13 protein-coding genes and 1 tRNA gene are annotated in these 17,563 nt (G+C 39.0%); 10 read left to right on the top strand and 4 right to left on the bottom strand.

Annotation, left to right across the window (positions count from 1 at the left end; genetic code table 11):
• The first annotated feature begins 94 nt into the window (after window positions 1–94).
• The 8 genes from PHO71_RS07300 (at window position 95) to PHO71_RS07265 (ending at window position 10,621) form a co-directional block, all read left to right on the top strand.
• Window positions 95–2,677, top strand: a complete 2,583-nt coding sequence (locus tag PHO71_RS07300; protein ID WP_367279889.1) for a carboxypeptidase-like regulatory domain-containing protein — start codon at window positions 95–97, stop codon at window positions 2,675–2,677.
• Window positions 2,678–2,793: 116 nt separating this feature from the next.
• On the top strand, window positions 2,794–3,900 hold the full coding sequence (locus PHO71_RS07295; RefSeq protein WP_300201045.1) for an MBL fold metallo-hydrolase: 1,107 nt from the start codon (window positions 2,794–2,796) through the stop codon (window positions 3,898–3,900).
• A gap of 122 nt (window positions 3,901–4,022) precedes the next feature.
• The gene (locus PHO71_RS07290; RefSeq protein WP_300201042.1) at window positions 4,023–4,562 is read left to right on the top strand and encodes a flavodoxin family protein; all 540 of its coding nucleotides are present in this window, start codon (window positions 4,023–4,025) and stop codon (window positions 4,560–4,562) included.
• A 277-nt stretch (window positions 4,563–4,839) separates the two neighbouring features.
• Complete coding sequence (locus tag PHO71_RS07285) at window positions 4,840–6,348, top strand: 4Fe-4S binding protein (protein WP_300201040.1); 1,509 nt, start codon at window positions 4,840–4,842, stop codon at window positions 6,346–6,348.
• 22 nt (window positions 6,349–6,370) lie between these two features.
• Window positions 6,371–7,774, top strand: a complete 1,404-nt coding sequence (locus PHO71_RS07280; protein WP_300201318.1) for an aldo/keto reductase — start codon at window positions 6,371–6,373, stop codon at window positions 7,772–7,774.
• The gene (locus PHO71_RS07275; protein ID WP_300201038.1) at window positions 7,774–8,193 is read left to right on the top strand and encodes a DUF1893 domain-containing protein; all 420 of its coding nucleotides are present in this window, start codon (window positions 7,774–7,776) and stop codon (window positions 8,191–8,193) included. Before PHO71_RS07280 ends, PHO71_RS07275 begins: the two co-directional genes overlap by 1 nt.
• A gap of 2 nt (window positions 8,194–8,195) precedes the next feature.
• Window positions 8,196–10,094, top strand: a complete 1,899-nt coding sequence (locus tag PHO71_RS07270; protein WP_300201036.1) for a TonB-dependent receptor — start codon at window positions 8,196–8,198, stop codon at window positions 10,092–10,094.
• A 14-nt stretch (window positions 10,095–10,108) separates the two neighbouring features.
• Window positions 10,109–10,621 carry an ECF transporter S component gene (locus PHO71_RS07265; protein WP_300201034.1) on the top strand — a complete coding sequence of 171 codons (513 nt, stop codon included), beginning with the start codon at window positions 10,109–10,111 and terminating at the stop codon, window positions 10,619–10,621.
• 221 nt (window positions 10,622–10,842) lie between these two features.
• Here the strand turns inward: PHO71_RS07265 and PHO71_RS07260 are convergent, their stop codons facing one another.
• From PHO71_RS07260 to PHO71_RS07245, 4 genes are read right to left on the bottom strand one after another with little or no spacing between them, the layout of a single operon-like run.
• Window positions 10,843–12,015, bottom strand: a complete 1,173-nt coding sequence (locus tag PHO71_RS07260; RefSeq protein ID WP_300201031.1) for an ABC transporter permease — start codon at window positions 12,013–12,015, stop codon at window positions 10,843–10,845.
• Window positions 11,999–13,183: an ABC transporter permease gene (locus PHO71_RS07255; RefSeq protein WP_300201028.1), complete on the bottom strand. Its 1,185-nt coding sequence runs from the start codon at window positions 13,181–13,183 to the stop codon at window positions 11,999–12,001. The genes PHO71_RS07260 and PHO71_RS07255 overlap by 17 nt, the downstream gene beginning before the upstream one ends.
• 4 nt (window positions 13,184–13,187) lie before the next feature.
• Window positions 13,188–14,177, bottom strand: coding sequence for an efflux RND transporter periplasmic adaptor subunit (locus PHO71_RS07250; RefSeq protein ID WP_300201026.1), 990 nt, complete (start codon window positions 14,175–14,177; stop codon window positions 13,188–13,190).
• 6 nt (window positions 14,178–14,183) lie between these two features.
• Window positions 14,184–15,596, bottom strand: coding sequence for a TolC family protein (locus PHO71_RS07245; protein ID WP_300201023.1), 1,413 nt, complete (start codon window positions 15,594–15,596; stop codon window positions 14,184–14,186).
• A 221-nt stretch (window positions 15,597–15,817) separates the two neighbouring features.
• Between PHO71_RS07245 and PHO71_RS07240 the strand changes: the two genes are divergently transcribed.
• Both PHO71_RS07240 and proS read left to right on the top strand, forming a co-directional pair.
• A tRNA-Gly gene (locus tag PHO71_RS07240) sits at window positions 15,818–15,890 on the top strand.
• A gap of 173 nt (window positions 15,891–16,063) precedes the next feature.
• On the top strand, window positions 16,064–17,557 hold the full coding sequence (proS, locus tag PHO71_RS07235) for a proline--tRNA ligase (RefSeq protein ID WP_300201020.1): 1,494 nt from the start codon (window positions 16,064–16,066) through the stop codon (window positions 17,555–17,557).
• The last annotated feature ends 6 nt before the right edge of the window (window positions 17,558–17,563 follow it).

The following is a 17,563-nucleotide window of genomic DNA, read 5'->3' as shown; positions in this document are numbered from 1 at the left end:
AAGTTCAGAATAAAACAAGTATTTAACTTTTCAATATTTTTAAAATATGTTTTTGTTTAAAATCAAAGGTACGAATAATAATTTGAATTATAAAATTGTTTGTTTGATAATCATCCTTATCCTGTCAGTCACATCAAACGCACAAAACACGAAAGTTACAATTTCGGGGCAGGACATTACCATGAAACAAGCTTTTGAGCAAATTGAAGCACAAAGCAAATATACAATTGCTTATAGTAGAAAACAACTGGATGTTGAGCAGAAGATTACCATTGATGTGAAAGGAGTGGATCTAAAAACTGCTCTTAACCGGATTTTGAAGAATACAGAACTGGTTTACAAAATAAAAGGACGTCACATTATCATTTCATTATCCGATGAAAAGGAAAAATCTGCAGACAAACTTGCACAGAAACCGACTCAAACGATCAGAGGGATTGTAATAGATTCTAAGACCAATGTACCGCTAGAATATGCTTCAGTCAATATATTGGGAGAGCCATCTCTGTATGCTGTCACTGATAGTCTGGGGCGCTTTCAGATTCGTAACATTCCAGTGGGACGTTATAACATCCGTATCTCTTTTATGGGGTATTATCCGAAGATTGTAAGGGAAGTATTGGTCACTTCTTCTAAAGAGGTTTATATAGAAATACCGATTGATGAAGACGTTCATACTTTGAATGAAGTTGTTGTACAACCGGAAGTAAAGAAAGACAGACCTTTAAATCCCATGGCTATTGGCGGTGGACGTATGATTAGTATGGAAGAAGCAAGTAGATTTGCCAATGGTTTTGACGATCCGGCAAGATTGAGTTCTGCATTTGCCGGAGTAGCTGGAGATGTAGGAACCAATGCTATTGCTATCAGGGGAAATGCTCCGCAGTTTACTCAATGGCGATTGGAAGGCATAGAGATTCCTAATCCAACTCATTTTGCCGATCTATCGGGTTTGGGAGGTGGTTTCTTGTCGGCATTAAGTACACAAGTGATAGGTAATTCTGATTTTTATAATGGTGCTTCCCCGGCAGAATATAATAATGCTTTATCCGGAGTATTTGATATGCACTTACGTAATGGAAACAATCAAAAGTATGAACACACTTTCCAACTCGGATTGATGGGAATTGACTTGGCATCAGAAGGTCCTATTAATAAAAAGCAGGGAAGTTCTTATCTCATTAACTACCGTTTCTCTACAACTTCACTTGCTACCGGCAATGATATTAACCTGAAATATCAGGATCTGGCATTCAAACTGAATTTTCCCACCCAAAAGGCTGGAACTTTTTCAATATGGGGAATAGGATTGACTGACAGAAATAAAGACGAATTTCTGGAACGTTCCGAATGGGAGACATTGGGAGACCGGCAGGCAGGAGAAAATAAAATGGATAAATCGGCAGGAGGATTGACTCACAAATACTTTATAGATGAAAATACCTATATCCGTTCTTCCATTTCCGCTACATATTCCAAAGATCATACGATTGTAGACCAACAGACGGACGACGACAAATTGATAAGAGTAGGAGATATTCAGAATTCCAAATGGGACATCGTATTTAATTCTTATCTGAACAAAAAGTTTGGTTCCAGACATACTAATAGAACGGGTATCACTGTAACAGAGCTTAAATATGATCTTGACTATAAAGTAAGTCCTTACTTTGGGCTTGACAAGCCGATGGAACAAGTGTCAAAAGGAAGTGGGGAAAGTACGGTTCTTTCGGCCTATAGTAACTCTCTTATAGATTTAACTGACCACCTGACTACAAGCTTGGGGATTAATGCTCAATACTTTACCTTGAATAAAAATTGGTCGGTAGAACCAAGGATTGCATTCAACTGGAAACTGAATCCGAAGCATACTTTAGCCTTTGCTTATGGATTGCATAGTCGCAGAGAAAGGCTCGACTATTATTTTGTAGAACGGGAAATGAACGGAAGAAAAGAGTCGAACAAATATCTGGACTTTTCCAAAGCACATCATTTCGGACTAACTTATGATTGGAATATTAACCAAAATCTGCATTTGAAAATAGAGCCTTATTACCAATATTTATTTCACATTCCTGTTGAAGAAGGTTCTTCGTTTTCTATCATTAATTATCAGGAATTCTATTTGGACAGAATATTGAAAAATAATGGGGTAGGCAAGAATTATGGTGTGGATATTACATTGGAACAGTATATGAAAAATGGATTCTACTATATGATAACAGGAACAGTGTTTAAGTCAAAATACAAAGGGGGTGATCATATTTGGAGAAATACGAGATTAGATAAAGGTTATCTGTTTAATGTTCTTGCCGGAAAAGAATGGATGGTGGGTAGGCTTAAACAAAATGTGTTGAGTATCAACGGACGTGTGTTTTTCTATGGAGGAGGGCGTTATACTCCGCTAGATGAAGAAAGGTCTCAAGCTGAACACGATATTGTTTTTGACGAAACCAAAGCTTATACCAAAAGATTTGAGCCCTCAATGAATGGTGATATCTCTATGAGTTACAAGATAAATAAGAAAAAGGTATCTCATGAATTCTCATTAAAGATATTGAATATCGGAATGAAAACAGGAATGCACTTTTATCAGTATAACGAAAAGAACGGGGTTATAGAGAAAAAGGATGGAACGGGGCTGATTCCTAATTTAAGTTACAAAATATATTTTTGATGTGTGATCAAAACTGTTTCATCATTACAATTATATCCGAATCTGTAATTCGGGTATAATAATCTGTAATGTAGATAATCTAAAGTATTCCAAATAAAGTACCTTTGCTGCATAAAATGAATAAAAAAATTGTTATGCACATATTCAAGAAAATTAAGGTAAGTATGATTATAGGATATACATTCGCTATAATAGCATTATTAGCCATTGCCGTGATTACTTTTGTCAATCAGCCTAGCTTTGGCAGAATACCTCGCGGAGAACGCCTGGAACGGGTGAAACAATCTCCCAACTATAGAGACGGAAAGTTTCAGAATCTGCATGAAACAGTTTTGATGACTTCAGATAAAGGGCGTCTGGAAGCAATCTGGAGTTTCCTTTTCCGGAAGACAGATGGTTTGCGACCGGATGCTCCTTTAAAAGTAATCAAAACGGATCTTAAGCAATTAAAGCCGGAAGAAGAAGTTCTTGTGTGGTTCGGACATTCATCTTATCTCATTCAGACAGGAGGAAAGAAGATATTGGTGGACCCGGTATTTTGTATGGCTTCTCCTGTGTCTTTTGTCAATAAGCCATTTGAGGGTACGGAGATCTATCGTCCGGAAGATATGCCGGATATCGACTATCTGGTCATTACCCACGACCATTGGGATCATCTGGATTATCATACAGTGAAGGAGTTAAAAGGACGCATTGGTAAAGTGATTTGCTCTTTAGGAGTTGGTGAACATTTTGAATATTGGGGTTTTGATAAAAAACAAATTGTTGAACTGGACTGGAATGAAGATGCGAATCTTGAGTCCGGCTTCCTGATTCATTGTTTATCGGCTCGTCACTTCTCCGGTCGCGGGCTTCATTCAAATCAGTCACTATGGGCTTCATTCTTATTGCAAGCCCCTTCTCAGAATATATATATTGGTGGAGATGGAGGATATGACACTCATTATTCGGATATAGGTAACCATTTTCCTGATATTGATCTTGCTATACTTGAAAACGGTCAATATAATGAAGAATGGAAATATATTCATCTAATGCCGCAATATATGGCAAAAGCTGCAAAAGATTTGAAGGCAAAGCGTTTCCTGACTGTGCATCATTCTAAGTATGCATTAGCCAAACATCGGTGGGATGAACCTCTGAAAAATGCCCAAGACATGAGGGATAAGGACTCTTTGGATGTGCTGATTCCGGAGATCGGAGAAGTCGTGAAACTAAACTAATTGAATTCTTTGTCATATCTGTAAAAATGGTAATAGGATATGTAATTTGTATACGAAAGTTTTAATAAACTCTGTATACTTTTGCATATTAAATATTTGATCACCAAAAGAAGGATACAATTATGAGTAAAAAAGTTCTGATACTATCATCCAGTCCTCGTAAAGGAGGAAACTCTGACAGACTATGTGATGAATTTCTGCAAGGTGCTGAATCGGTAGGAAATAAAGTAGAAAAGATTTTCTTGAAAGACAAACAAATCAATTATTGCACAGGATGTAGTGTTTGCAGTATGTATAGTAAACCTTGTCCGCAAAAGGATGATGCGGCAGCTATTGTCGCCAAGATGATAGAAGCAGATGTTATTGTAATGGCAACTCCTGTTTATTTCTATACGATGTCTGCACAAATGAAAACGTTGATTGACCGTTGCTGTGCCTGTTATCTTGAAATTCGCAATAAAGAATTCTATTTTATTATTGCTGCTGCGGAAGAGAGCGTTCCAATGATGGAACGTACTATCGATGGCTTCCGTGGTTTCCTCGACTGTTTGGAAGGCCCGGTGGAAAAGGGAGTTATTTATGGTATAGGTGCTTGGAAGGTGGGAGAAATAGAAGGAAAACCTTCCCTGACGGAGGCATATGAAATGGGGAAGAATGTCTGATACATTTTTTTACATCGAAGAGTATATAGAAATGAAACTGTAAAATGACTGCTCGTTGATATATCCCAATGATGTATTGACGGGCAGTTTTCTATTAAAAGAAAGTAAATCTGTAATATTGGTATAACTTTCGGTAATTAATATACGTGAAAAGTAAATCTCTGTGATTAAATTTGCATCGTAAAAAAGCCGGTTGTTGTGTATACGTTATCAGACATACGGTAAAACTCTTTAAATAAAAGAATTTAAACTACTATAACTTGAAATTTATTTGATTATGCTACGTATTATCAGAATCACAGCCGCTATTGTGTGCTTTACAATCATTACCCTGCTTTTTCTTGACTTTACAGGGACACTGCACACATGGTTCGGGTGGCTGGCTAAAATTCAATTATTACCTGCATTATTAGCGTTGAATATTGGTGTCGTATTATTCCTTGTTGCATTGACATTCGTGTTCGGACGTGTTTATTGTTCGGTAATATGTCCTTTGGGAGTTTTTCAGGATATTATCTCCTGGATATCCGGGAAGCGGAAGAAAAACCGTTTTCGTTATTCACCGGCGAAAAAATGGTTACGTTACGGAGTATTAGCCGTGTTTATCATTGCTATGGTTAGCAGCTTTAATGCTTTAGCGATCCTTTTGGCTCCTTACAGTGCTTATGGACGTATTGTTTCCAACCTTTTCGCTCCGGTCTGGCAATGGGGAAATAATCTTCTTGCTTATCTGGCGGAACGGGCTGGCAGTTATGCTTTCTATGAAGTGGATGTTTGGATAAAAAGTTTTTCTACTTTGCTGATCGCTGTTGTTACTTTTGTCGTACTATTTATAGTAGCATGGCGGAACGGACGTACTTATTGTAACACAATTTGCCCTGTCGGGACTGTTTTGGGTTTTATCTCCCGGTATTCTCTCTTCAAACCGATGATTGATACTGCAAAATGTAATAATTGTGGGTTGTGTGCCCGTAATTGCAAGGCGTCTTGTATTAATCCGAAAGCACATGAAATAGATTATAGCCGTTGCGTGGCTTGCATGGACTGTATGGGAAAATGTAAACATGGAGCTATCAAGTATACCAGGCAAATTCCTAAAGCAGTAAACGATGCATCAGATTCGTTGGAAACTTTGCATATGAATGCAACATCAGCGAACAATACTCGTCGTAGTTTCTTGTCGGCATCTGCCATCTTTGCCACAACAGCTATTTTGAAAGCTCAGGAAAAGAAGGTAGATGGGGGATTGGCTGCTATTGAAGACAAAAAGATTCCGAAGCGGGAAAATAAGCTATTTCCTCCGGGTGCATTAAGTGCACGTAATTTTACTCAGCATTGTACTGCTTGCCAGTTATGTGTTTCCGTTTGTCCGAATCAGGTGTTGCGTCCCTCAGACAATTTAATGACATTGATGCAACCGGAAATGTCATACGAGCGTGGCTATTGTCGTCCTGAATGTACCAAGTGCTCGGATGTCTGTCCGGCAGGCGCTATTCACCCGATTACTACGGCCGATAAATCGGCTACTCAAATCGGTCATGCTGTATGGGTGAAAGAGAATTGTATTCCATTGACAGATGGAAAAGAATGTGGAAACTGTGCTCGTCATTGCCCCACTAATGCTATACAGATGGTTCCATCGGACCCTGACATTTCAGATTCTCCCAAGATTCCGATAGTAAATATAGAACGCTGTATCGGTTGTGGAGCTTGTGAAAATTTATGTCCGTCACGTCCTTTCAGCGCAATTTATGTGAATGGACATTTGATGCACCGAGTTGTATAAAATCTAATTTCTGAATAAGATGATGGAAGAAAAAAATAAAAAAGAGATAAATAGAAGAGAATTCATCAAAATTGTAGGTATCAATGCTGCCACATCAACAGGGCTGTTGTATGGATGCTCTTCCGATAATAAGTCCGGTCCAAACAGTGCTTCGACAGAAAAAGAGGTTCCTACCGATAAAATGACTTATCGCACCGCTCCTTCTACCGGAGATCGTGTTTCACTATTAGGATATGGCTGTATGCGATGGCCACTCAAACCGGCTCCCGATGGCAATGGTGAAGTGATTGATCAGGATGCAGTGAATGAATTGGTAGATTACGCTATTGCTCATGGAGTGAACTATTTCGATACGTCTCCTGCATACGTGCAGGGCTTTTCTGAAAAAGCTACGGGTATTGCATTAAGTCGCCACGCACGTGAAAAGTATTTTATTGCTACCAAGCTGTCTAATTTTGATCCGAATAGTTGGTCTCGTGAAGCCTCTTTGAAGATGTATCATAAATCATTTACTGATCTTCAAGTAGATTGCATTGACTATATGTTGCTTCATGGCATCGGTATGGGTGGAATGGATGCTCTTAAAGGCAGGTATTTGGATAATGGAATGCTGGACTTCCTGATTAAGGAACGTGAAGCGGGGCGCATTCGAAATCTTGGATTTTCATATCATGGTGATATTGAAGTGTATGATTACTTGCTTTCGTTGCATGATGAAATAAAGTGGGACTTTGTACAGATACAGCTTAACTATGTAGATTGGAAGCATGCTAAAGAAGTGAATACCCGCAATATGGATGCGGAATATCTGTATGAAGAACTGGTAAAACGTAATATTCCGGCAGTGATTATGGAACCGCTTTTAGGAGGGCGTCTGTCTAAACTGAATGATAATCTGGTGGCACGGCTCAAACAACGTAGCCCGGAAGGTAGTGTAGCATCTTGGGCTTTCCGTTTTGCAGGGACTCCGGATAAAGTACTGACCGTTTTAAGTGGAATGACTTATATGGAGCATCTACAGGATAATCTAATCACTTATTCTCCTTTACAGCCACTTACTGATGAAGAGAAAAACTTTCTGGAAGAAACGGCACAATTAATGCTGAAATATCCTACAATTCCATGCAACGATTGCAAATATTGTATGCCATGTCCATACGGATTGGATATACCGGGTATATTATTGCATTATAATCGTTGTGTCAATGAAGGTAACGTGCCCAAAAACGGACAGGATGAGAATTATGCTAAGGCTCGTCGTGCTTTTCTGGTCGGTTATGACCGTAGTGTGCCGAAACTACGACAAGCAAGCCACTGTATTGGATGCAACCAGTGTGTGCCTCATTGTCCACAAAATATTGATGTACCCAAGGAATTGCATCGCATAGACCAATTTGTAGAACAACTAAAACAAGGAACTATTTAATGAAAGAATTGATTAATTTATTGCATTCGGGAGGATACTCCTGCGTAATTGCCAATGGAGAAATGCACCGTACTTTCACTCAACGTGGAGTGGCCGATTTATATGATTTGCTGACTTTGGAACCGGATTTCCTAAAGGGGGCTTCTATTGCCGACAAGGTAGTAGGTAAAGGTGCTGCTGCATTAATGATTCTGGGAGGCATAAAAGAATTATATACCGATATAATCAGTTCTAAAGCTCTGGAATTATTCTGTCAGTCGGATGTAAAAGTAGATTTTGCAGAGGAAGTACCGTTTATCTGGAATCGTGATCACACCGGATGGTGTCCTGTAGAAACGATGTGTAGTGAAGCAGAGTCTGCTGAAGAAATATTGCCGTTAATACATGATTTTATCGAAAAAATCAGAAATAAAAAATGAATATGGTAAAGAACACAGTCTGTTTGGTTTTAATTAGTAGTTTGTTTTCCTTTTCAGGAACAGCACAAATCAGAAAAGATACTGCACAAATTACCCGGAATTATGCTATTGATGAAGTAGTAGTTACGGGGACACGTAATGAAACGGATATACGTCATTTGCCGATGACGATATCGGTAGTGGGACGTTCGGAAATAGAGAATAGATACGAGGCTTCCTTGTTACCACTTCTGAATGAACAAGTGCCGGGATTATTTACAACCAGCCGTGGTATGATGGGATACGGTGTATCTGGAGGTGCGGCAGGTGGTATGAGTCTGCGTGGTATCGGAGGAAGTCCGACGGCAGGATTACTTGTCTTGATTGATGGTCATCCTCAATATATGGGATTAATGGGACATCCGATAGCAGATGCTTACCAATCAATGATGGCGGAAAGGGTGGAAGTGGTGCGTGGACCTGCATCCGTACTATATGGCTCTAATGCAATGGGAGGAGTCATCAACATCGTTACCCGTAAACAGTTGGAAGACGGAGTAAATACCGATGCGCAAGTTGGCTACGGCTCATATAATACTTTGCAGACGGAATTATCCAACCGCGTAAGGAAGGGACGTTTCAATAGTGTGGTAACAGGCTCTTATAACCGGACAGATGGTCATCGCTCCGATATGGGGTTCGAACAATATGGTGGATATGCTAAATTAGGATATGATTTCAGTAATTACTGGAAAGTGTGGGGAGATGTAAATGTTACCCATTTCAATGCTTCTAATCCTGGGAGAATTCAGTCTCCACTCATTGATAATGATTCGCGTATAACACGTGGAATGACTTCATTTGCTTTAGAGAATCGTTATGAAAAAACTTCCGGTGCTTTGAGCTTTTTCTATAATTGGGGGCGACATAACATAAATGATGGGTATTCTCCGGGAAAGGAACCTCAGAAATCACATTTTAATTCTAAGGATAAGATGCTAGGCGTTTCATTGTATCAGAGCGCTAGTCTCTTCTCGGGTAATCGCTTGACTGTTGGACTTGATTATCAACATTTCGGAGGAGAATCTTGGAATAGGGTAGTAGCTACGGGTGAACAAATTCCGGGAGTTGACAAACAAATGGATGAGTTTGCGGGATATGTAGACTTTCGACAAGACCTGTATAGTTGGTTATCTTTGGATGCCGGTGTTCGTGTGGATCATCATTCTCATGTAGGGACTGAGTGGATTCCACAAGGAGGTCTGGCTTTTCATCTACCCAAAAGTGCAGAGTTGAAAGCAATGGTAAGCAAAGGATATCGTAATCCGACCATTCGCGAAATGTATATGTTCCCTCCCGCAAATCCTGATTTGAAAGCGGAGAAACTGATAAACTATGAATTGTCATACTCTCAACGCCTATTGGAAAAAGCATTTTCATACGGATTGAGTCTATATTATATTAATGGAGATAATGTAATTATGTCCAACGGATTGATACCTCCGCTCAATGTAAATTCGGGAGAAATTGAGAATTGGGGTATTGAAACTAACATGAACTATCGGATTGACTCTCATTGGAGTGTTAATGCTAATTATAGTTGGTTGCATATGGAGAATCCTGTTCTTGCCGCTCCCGAACACAAATTGTATGCTGGGGCAAATTTTACTTCAGGACGTTGGAACTTGGCCACAGGAATACAATATATAAAGGGACTTTATACGGAGGTCATCATCAATAATAAAGGAAGCGAAAAGCAAGACAGTTTTGTATTGTGGAATCTTCGGGGGAGTTACCGCTTATGTAATTTTGCCAGTATCTTTGTAAAAGGTGAGAACCTGTTAGCACAACGTTATGAAATCAACGCTGGATATCCCATGCCTAAAGCAACCTTTATGGGGGGTGTAAATTTGAACTTTTAAATAATAATATAAATATGGAAACAACAACAGTAAAACTCTATTCACTTAATTATAGTGAGGTAAAAACTTATTTGGCAGCCTCGTTATTCGTGGTAGGCAACATCCTTTTTCCCCAACTCTTTCATCTCATTTCCCAAGGTGGAGTAACTTGGTTACCCATTTATTTCTTTACATTAATAGGAGCTTATAAGTATGGATGGAAAGTAGGGTTATTGACAGCGATCTTATCACCTATAATAAACTCTTTATTATTCGGTATGCCAATGCCTGTCGCTTTACCTGCTATTCTTTTGAAATCAATACTGCTGGCTATTGCTGCCGGATGGGCTGCACAGCGTTTCGGACGCATATCTATTCCAATTTTGGTAGGAGTGGTATTTAGTTATCAATTAGTCGGTACTTTAGGAGAATGGATATATGTCGGTAGCTTTTTCAAAGCTATTCAGGATTTTCGTATAGGAGTCCCCGGTATGCTTCTACAGGTATTTGGAGGTTATTTCTTTATCAAATATTTGATTCGTAGATGATATAGGGTATTTATAATAAATGATAAGTATATCAAATGTTATATAGGTTTTCATAAGGAAACTTTTAGACGCGGATGACGCAGATAACGCGGATTTTAAGAAATTAGATAATAAATTTAATCTTAAAAATCCGCGTTATCTGCGTCATCCGCGTCTGAAAAATAGTATAAATCAGCTTTTTACTATTTTTGTTATTTTGTTACATATTGCATGAAAATATACTATTTGTTTAACTTTTGCTTGTATACCCATATACTTAATAGAAAATAGATTCCTGCTTGAATCCATAAAGTAATATATTCCGGTCGGATGTCAGCCATACTTGCTCCCATTGAATTTAGCTTCACAAAAGCAAGGGTAGCAGGTGCAGCCGGAAGAATGTAATGAGCTGCTTTCCAGTACCACGGCATTAACTCCAACGGATAGGAGACTCCGGAAAGGAATATTAATCCTACCGAGAAAAAGGCTATCATAAGTAAGGGTGCTTCCGAATCTGTAAAATACCGCGAAGCTGCCAATCCAAGGAAGGAAGTAGCTATCAGATATGGAATCAATAATAATACAATATATAGTCCATTACCAATATTGGGAATACTGAAAAAGTAGGGGAGTAAACCTAATAAGAAAAAAGAGAAGACTGCATATAAACTACAATACACAAAAGTTTTTCCTGCTACAATACGAAGGGCGACTCCCCAACCTTGCCCAAAGGGAGTATATGCGCGAATTCCTCCTGTATGATATTCTTCTCCCGTTGCCATTCCGATCACCATTAACAATGTCTGAAAAATAATGATCATCATAACAGCCGGAATCAGATAAGAACCATATCCTTCTGTATAATTATAAAGTGCTGTTCCTGATACATTCACAGGTTTTGCCATCGCTATAGCTAACAATCCTTGAGGGGGTAGAAAAACAGCTCCATCCGGACGATATTTATCATTGATAGCCAACATGACTAATGAAGAAGAGCCTTGTAAAGCCTCAAAATATAAAAAAGCATCTGTAGTAGCATATAGAGAAAATACGGCTTCATCTCCCCGGAATACCCGATCTTCAAAATCATGTGGTAAATAGATAATTCCCTGCACTTTTCCTGTTTTCATCCATTCTTTAGCTTCATGATAATCTACAGCTTGATCATAAATTTCTGTTTGTGGAGTAGCATCTAGCCATCGGATAAAATTACGACTTAATTGGCTGTGAGAATTATCAACTACAGCTACCGGAACATCTGTTACGATATTAGGAGCATACATATAATTATAGAGTAATCCGTACACGAAAATTCCTCCTATCAATACCAATAATATAGCATAACTGGTGCTGATAGCTACAAATTCACGCTGGATGATGAACGATATCTGTTGGACCTTACTTAATGTTTTCATACTTATGACTTTCTATAGCTCGTTTCAAATGGGGAAGCAACATAAGTGCCAACAAAGGAAATATACACAATATTACAGCCGACGTCCAAAGATGAATAAATCCACTGCCTCCATAAAGCATCATTTGCATTGCTTCTGTAAAATGACGGACAGGAAATAGATTGGAAGCATCTCGCACTAACGGATACATATTAGGAACTGGAAAGGTTACCCCCGATAAGGTAGCACCTAAAGAACCTACCATTGAGACGATACTAATGATTAGTGAAATGGCAGGGAATAATGAAAACAAAAATAGTCCAAGAGCTTGCGTTGCTACAATGAAAAGGACAGTCATCATATTCATTAGCCACCAACTTCCCTGAAAAGGAATATGCAGAATGCCAAACATTACATAATTGGCAAGCCATCCTATCAGTATATATATAATAGTATAGGGCAGCAGTTTTCCTAATACGGCTGTTACCATGTTTCCTTTGGCAATAGCTAACCATGCATTAGCTGTTCGGAACTTTATTTCAATACCAACTGCATATACTGTAGTCAGTAGAATCAGGACCTGGAATAATACGAAAAAGAAGGGCTGACTTAAATATACCGAATAATCAAGGCTCGGATTATATATCGGATGATTATCTGCTTGTACAGGTAATAGAAAAGTGGTAATCTGTTCTTGGTCTACTCCTAACGCAACAGCTTGCATCACGATAGGCGAAAGAGACACCGAAGCTAAGGATGTTTCGAATGCAGCCATCAGTTCACCGCCAACCGACATGAGCGCATAATGATAATAATAGGAAAGTGTTGCATTCTTTCCGGTGATAGCATATTGCTCAAATTTGGGCGGAATAGAGAGATAACCATATATTTCCTTTTTCTGCACGGCTTTTCGGGCGGCAGCTTCGTTTACAAAGTGTCGCGTTACTTTAAATGTAGGCACGGCTGATATATTACGGACTATTGCTCTGGAACTCGCTGTATTATCCTGGTCGATAATGCCAATAGGTATGTTTTCCATTTGTCCGTTGCCGAAAATGGTAGCCATAAAGAAGAGAGTGAACAGTGGCAGGACAATGCATACTCCCAAATAAAGACGTCGCGAAGTCATACGTTGCCATTCTCTAAGCAATACAGCGTGAAAAGGATAATATGTTTGTGATGAACTCATGCTTTTAATCGTTTAGCGTCAATAATACGGACATTCCCGGACGCAAATCTTCTACTTTCTGTGTGGGACGAGCATGGATCTCAAAAGTTTGCAAATCGTAACTCCCGGTCTGTTTGGTTGATTTCCATGTAGCAAAACTACCTAATGGACTGATATAATAGATTTTGAATTCAATATTCTCTTTACCGATAGCAGGTACATTTGCAATGAATGTTCCTCCCATTTTAAATTGCGGCATCAGGTCTTCCCGAACATTGAGTACAACATGTACATCATCCATAACCACCAAATTCATGATAGGTGTTCCCGGTGCAACCAGTTCACCACGTTTGGGAAAGATAGTAGCAATCTGTCCGTCTTCCGGTGCGGTTAATCGCGCGTCTACTAATAGTGCGGAAACTTCATCTACTGTACTTCGTGCAGCATCTACCATACTGGCTGCCGATGCTTTATCTTCTTTCTGTGCACCGTCTACAGCCATCTGATATTGCTCGTAGGCTGCACGCTCGGCAGCTAAGGCTGCTTTGTACATTGCTTCTACTTCATCCTTTCGTTGAGAAGTCACTACACTATCCTTATATAATGTAAGAATACGGCTATAGGTTGTATTAGCCAATGTCAGATCACTTTCTGTTTTATTCCATAATTGCAGTGCAGTAGCCACGATCTGCTTGCGAGTGCCTGCATCAATCTTCTTATTTTGTTGCATAGCTACTTGCTCCAAAGCATTTACCTGTTGGTATTTAGCGTGTACTTCGGGACTATTGATAACAACGAGAGTGTCTCCCTGATGTACCCAATCACCTTCTTTCACTAAAAAGGTGTCAATACGTCCGGGAAGTTTCCCGCTAATCCGAATTTCTGTTGCTTCCGCCTGTCCTTGCAGAACTAGCGGTTGTTTATGCATCAATATCATTCCCAGGGCTGTGAAAATGGCAACTGCCAGCATGATGATGACAAAAGCCCAGGAAAGGGTTCTACTCATTGGTTTCATTATTTCTTACGGTTTAGGTTGATAGTTTACAAATTGTTCCGGTGTGCCACAAAGTGAAAGTAAATTCATCAGTGCCACATCATATTCATAATAAGCAGCCAATCGGGCTACTTTCACTTTTGAAAGCATTGTCTCCGCATCAATGACTTCGGTAGAAGTCGCCATTCCTTCAGTGAAAGACTTTTTGCGGATACGTACCAATTCTTCGCTCAATTCAATAGTTGCATTTAATGCTTTTACATTGTCCTGCGCTTTTTGAAGTTGCGTATATAGCTTGTCTACTCCTACAGCCAGATCATCTTGGGCTTTCATATGCCCCAAGGCTAGTGTCTGTTGTGTTAGCTTCGATTGTCGAATCCGTTTTTCGCGATCCAGTCCATCAAACAAGTTCCATGTAAATCCGATTCCGATCATAGTACGAGGAACCAAATTACTTTGGATACCGTGCGAATAAAGTGTTTGTTTTCCAAATAATGCTATATTCGGAAAGTAACCGCTTTGGTCGATACGTACTTGTTGCTTGGCAATATGTTCTTGTAAATGGATCTGGTTCAGTAGATAGTTTCCACTTCTAACTGATAGATCGAAAATCATTTTAGGTGGTATAGAATCATTCATAAACAGGGGAGAAGTAGGGACAATGTTCTCATCTCTATCTTTCTTGTTCAGTAGAGTTTTAAGAGCACTTTGCATGACTGTCTCTTCCTTACGGGCAGCTTCCAATTCCCGTTTAGCTTCGTCCATATTGACTTGAGCAAACAAACGTCCTGCTTTGTCTATTATTCCGGCTGCTTCTAGTTTGAGAGCATTTTCATAATGTTTTTGCAATCCTTTGAATGTTTCTTCGCGTACAGATATAATCTGTTGTGCCAATCGAAGTCCATAATAACTTTCTGCTAACAGGTTTTGTTGGTTAGCAGAGACTTCTGCACGGGTTTCTCTGGCCAAATCTACCATTGTACGCCCGATATTGGTAGCACGGAAACGCTTTCCTCCTGAGAAAAGAACCCATTCAGCCGATAAATCGACTGTTGTCAAGTTACGTGGTGTAAGTGGGAAAATAAGAGTGTTAGTACCTATTTGATCAAGAATGGATGAAATTATTTGATCATCGGGAATAATGGAATGCACAAAATCCTTAGCGGGATCTGTAAATTGTGATAGAGGTTGTTTCACCTCAATCTTCTCGGACATATGCACGAAAGCACCTGTTGATTGCAAACTGGGATACCAGAAAGCATTTAATTTGTCACGTTCTGTCTTTGCTATCTCTATACCTTTATCAGCTATCTTCAAACTCTGATTTCCTTGCTGGAGTATACGCAATGATTCTACAAAACTTAGCGGAGTTTGTGCGTACATCCGAATGCCAGGAAAACATAAAATAAGTAGTGCGATAATTAGCGAATTCTTTTTCATGTCAGTCAAATCTTATTTTAGAGACTTTCTAACATATAAATGAATGGGTTTGTTCACTTTAACCTATGAGTAAATAGACTATCGATATATATAATGAAACAAACGATGAATATTGTTAATTCTTCTTCTGCTAAAAAATAAAAGATTTTATTTGAGATATAAAAATTATGTTTACCTTTGCACCACTATTTCATAAGGCATTTGTGAAAAAGTATATGAATGCGGTAATAGCTCAGTTGGTAGAGCACTAGCTTCCCAAGCTGGGGGTCGCGAGTTCGAGCCTCGTTTACCGCTCTTTATAAAAATAAAGAAGAAAAATTGATGAGAGGAGTACTTTAAGGTACTCCTTTCTTTTTACAGTCTAATCACAGTTAAAAATAAACTGCGAAGAATAGGCACAGTTCGTTCATTTTTCGTATTTTTGCATCCTGTTTTAACACTTGAGAAACTTCAAAAAGAAAAATATAATGGCAAAAGAACTGAAAGACCTGACCAAACGTAGTGAGAACTATTCTCAATGGTACAACGATTTGGTGGTAAAAGCTGACTTGGCAGAACAATCTGCTGTACGCGGATGTATGGTGATTAAGCCTTACGGATACGCTATCTGGGAAAAAATACAACGTCAATTGGACGATATGTTTAAAGAAACAGGACATGTGAATGCTTATTTCCCGCTGTTAATTCCAAAATCATTCCTTAGTCGTGAAGCAGAGCATGTAGAAGGTTTTGCTAAAGAATGTGCTGTTGTAACACACTATCGTTTGAAGAATGCAGAAGATGGTTCTGGGGTTGTAGTAGACCCAGCTGCAAAGTTAGAAGAAGAACTGATTATTCGTCCAACCTCTGAAACTATCATCTGGAACACATATAAGAATTGGATTCAGTCCTACCGTGATCTCCCTATTTTATGCAATCAATGGGCAAATGTATTTCGTTGGGAAATGCGTACTCGTCTATTCCTACGTACTGCTGAATTTTTGTGGCAAGAGGGACATACTGCACATGCTACGCGTGAGGAAGCTGAAGAAGAAGCACAAAGAATGCTGAATGTATATGCTGAATTTGCAGAGAAATATATGGCTATGCCGGTTGTGAAAGGTGTTAAATCGGCTAACGAACGTTTTGCCGGTGCACTTGATACTTATACTATTGAAGCGATGATGCAGGACGGAAAAGCATTACAGAGTGGTACTTCTCATTTCTTGGGACAAAACTTTGCTAAAGCATTTGACGTTCAGTTTGTAAATAAAGAAAATAAGTTGGAATATGTTTGGGCTACTTCATGGGGAGTTTCTACTCGTTTGATGGGTGCGTTGATTATGACTCACTCCGATGATAATGGTTTGGTTCTACCTCCACATTTAGCTCCTATTCAGGTCGTTATCGTTCCTATCTATAAAAACGACGAACAACTGAAACAAATTGATGCTAAAGTTGCAGATATTGTTGCCAAACTAAAAGCAATGGGTATTTCTGTAAAATATGATAATGCGGATAATAAACGTCCGGGCTTCAAATTTGCAGATTATGAATTGAAGGGAGTTCCTGTACGTCTTGTGATGGGCGGTCGTGATTTAGAAAATAATACGATGGAAGTAATGCGTCGCGATACACTTGAAAAAGAAACAATAACTTGTGACGGTATTGAAACATATGTTCAGAATCTGCTTGAAGAAATGCAGCAAAATATTTATCAGAAAGCGTTAGATTATCGTAATTCACATATCACTGCGGTTGATTCTTACGATGAATTCAAAGAAAAAATCGAAGAAGGCGGTTTTATCCTGGCTCATTGGGACGGAACAACTGAAACTGAAGAAAAGATAAAAGAAGAAACTAAAGCTACTATTCGGTGTATCCCATTCGAATCATTCGTTGTTGGTGATAAAGAACCAGGTAAATGTATGGTTACAGGTAAGCCCTCTGCTTGCCGTGTAATCTTTGCACGTTCTTATTAAGAAGAT

The sequence above is a fragment of the Bacteroides sp. genome (genome assembly GCF_028690125.1).
GTDB lineage: Bacteria > Bacteroidota > Bacteroidia > Bacteroidales > Bacteroidaceae > Bacteroides.
This window is presented reverse-complemented; position numbering and strand designations above follow the sequence as displayed.

What these genes read in the sequence shown, in the direction of transcription:
- PHO71_RS07245 (WP_300201023.1), bottom strand. Translation starts at nt 15,596, where the DNA reads ATGAAAAAGAATTCGCTAATTATCGCACTACTTATTTTATGTTTTCCT.
- PHO71_RS07285 (WP_300201040.1), top strand. Translation starts at nt 4,840, where the DNA reads ATGCTACGTATTATCAGAATCACAGCCGCTATTGTGTGCTTTACAATC.
- PHO71_RS07250 (WP_300201026.1), bottom strand. Translation starts at nt 14,177, where the DNA reads ATGAAACCAATGAGTAGAACCCTTTCCTGGGCTTTTGTCATCATCATG.
- PHO71_RS07290 (WP_300201042.1), top strand. Translation starts at nt 4,023, where the DNA reads ATGAGTAAAAAAGTTCTGATACTATCATCCAGTCCTCGTAAAGGAGGA.
- PHO71_RS07280 (WP_300201318.1), top strand. Translation starts at nt 6,371, where the DNA reads ATGGAAGAAAAAAATAAAAAAGAGATAAATAGAAGAGAATTCATCAAA.
- PHO71_RS07265 (WP_300201034.1), top strand. Translation starts at nt 10,109, where the DNA reads ATGGAAACAACAACAGTAAAACTCTATTCACTTAATTATAGTGAGGTA.
- PHO71_RS07270 (WP_300201036.1), top strand. Translation starts at nt 8,196, where the DNA reads ATGGTAAAGAACACAGTCTGTTTGGTTTTAATTAGTAGTTTGTTTTCC.
- PHO71_RS07275 (WP_300201038.1), top strand. Translation starts at nt 7,774, where the DNA reads ATGAAAGAATTGATTAATTTATTGCATTCGGGAGGATACTCCTGCGTA.
- PHO71_RS07295 (WP_300201045.1), top strand. Translation starts at nt 2,794, where the DNA reads ATGAATAAAAAAATTGTTATGCACATATTCAAGAAAATTAAGGTAAGT.
- PHO71_RS07260 (WP_300201031.1), bottom strand. Translation starts at nt 12,015, where the DNA reads ATGAAAACATTAAGTAAGGTCCAACAGATATCGTTCATCATCCAGCGT.
- proS (WP_300201020.1), top strand. Translation starts at nt 16,064, where the DNA reads ATGGCAAAAGAACTGAAAGACCTGACCAAACGTAGTGAGAACTATTCT.
- PHO71_RS07255 (WP_300201028.1), bottom strand. Translation starts at nt 13,183, where the DNA reads ATGAGTTCATCACAAACATATTATCCTTTTCACGCTGTATTGCTTAGA.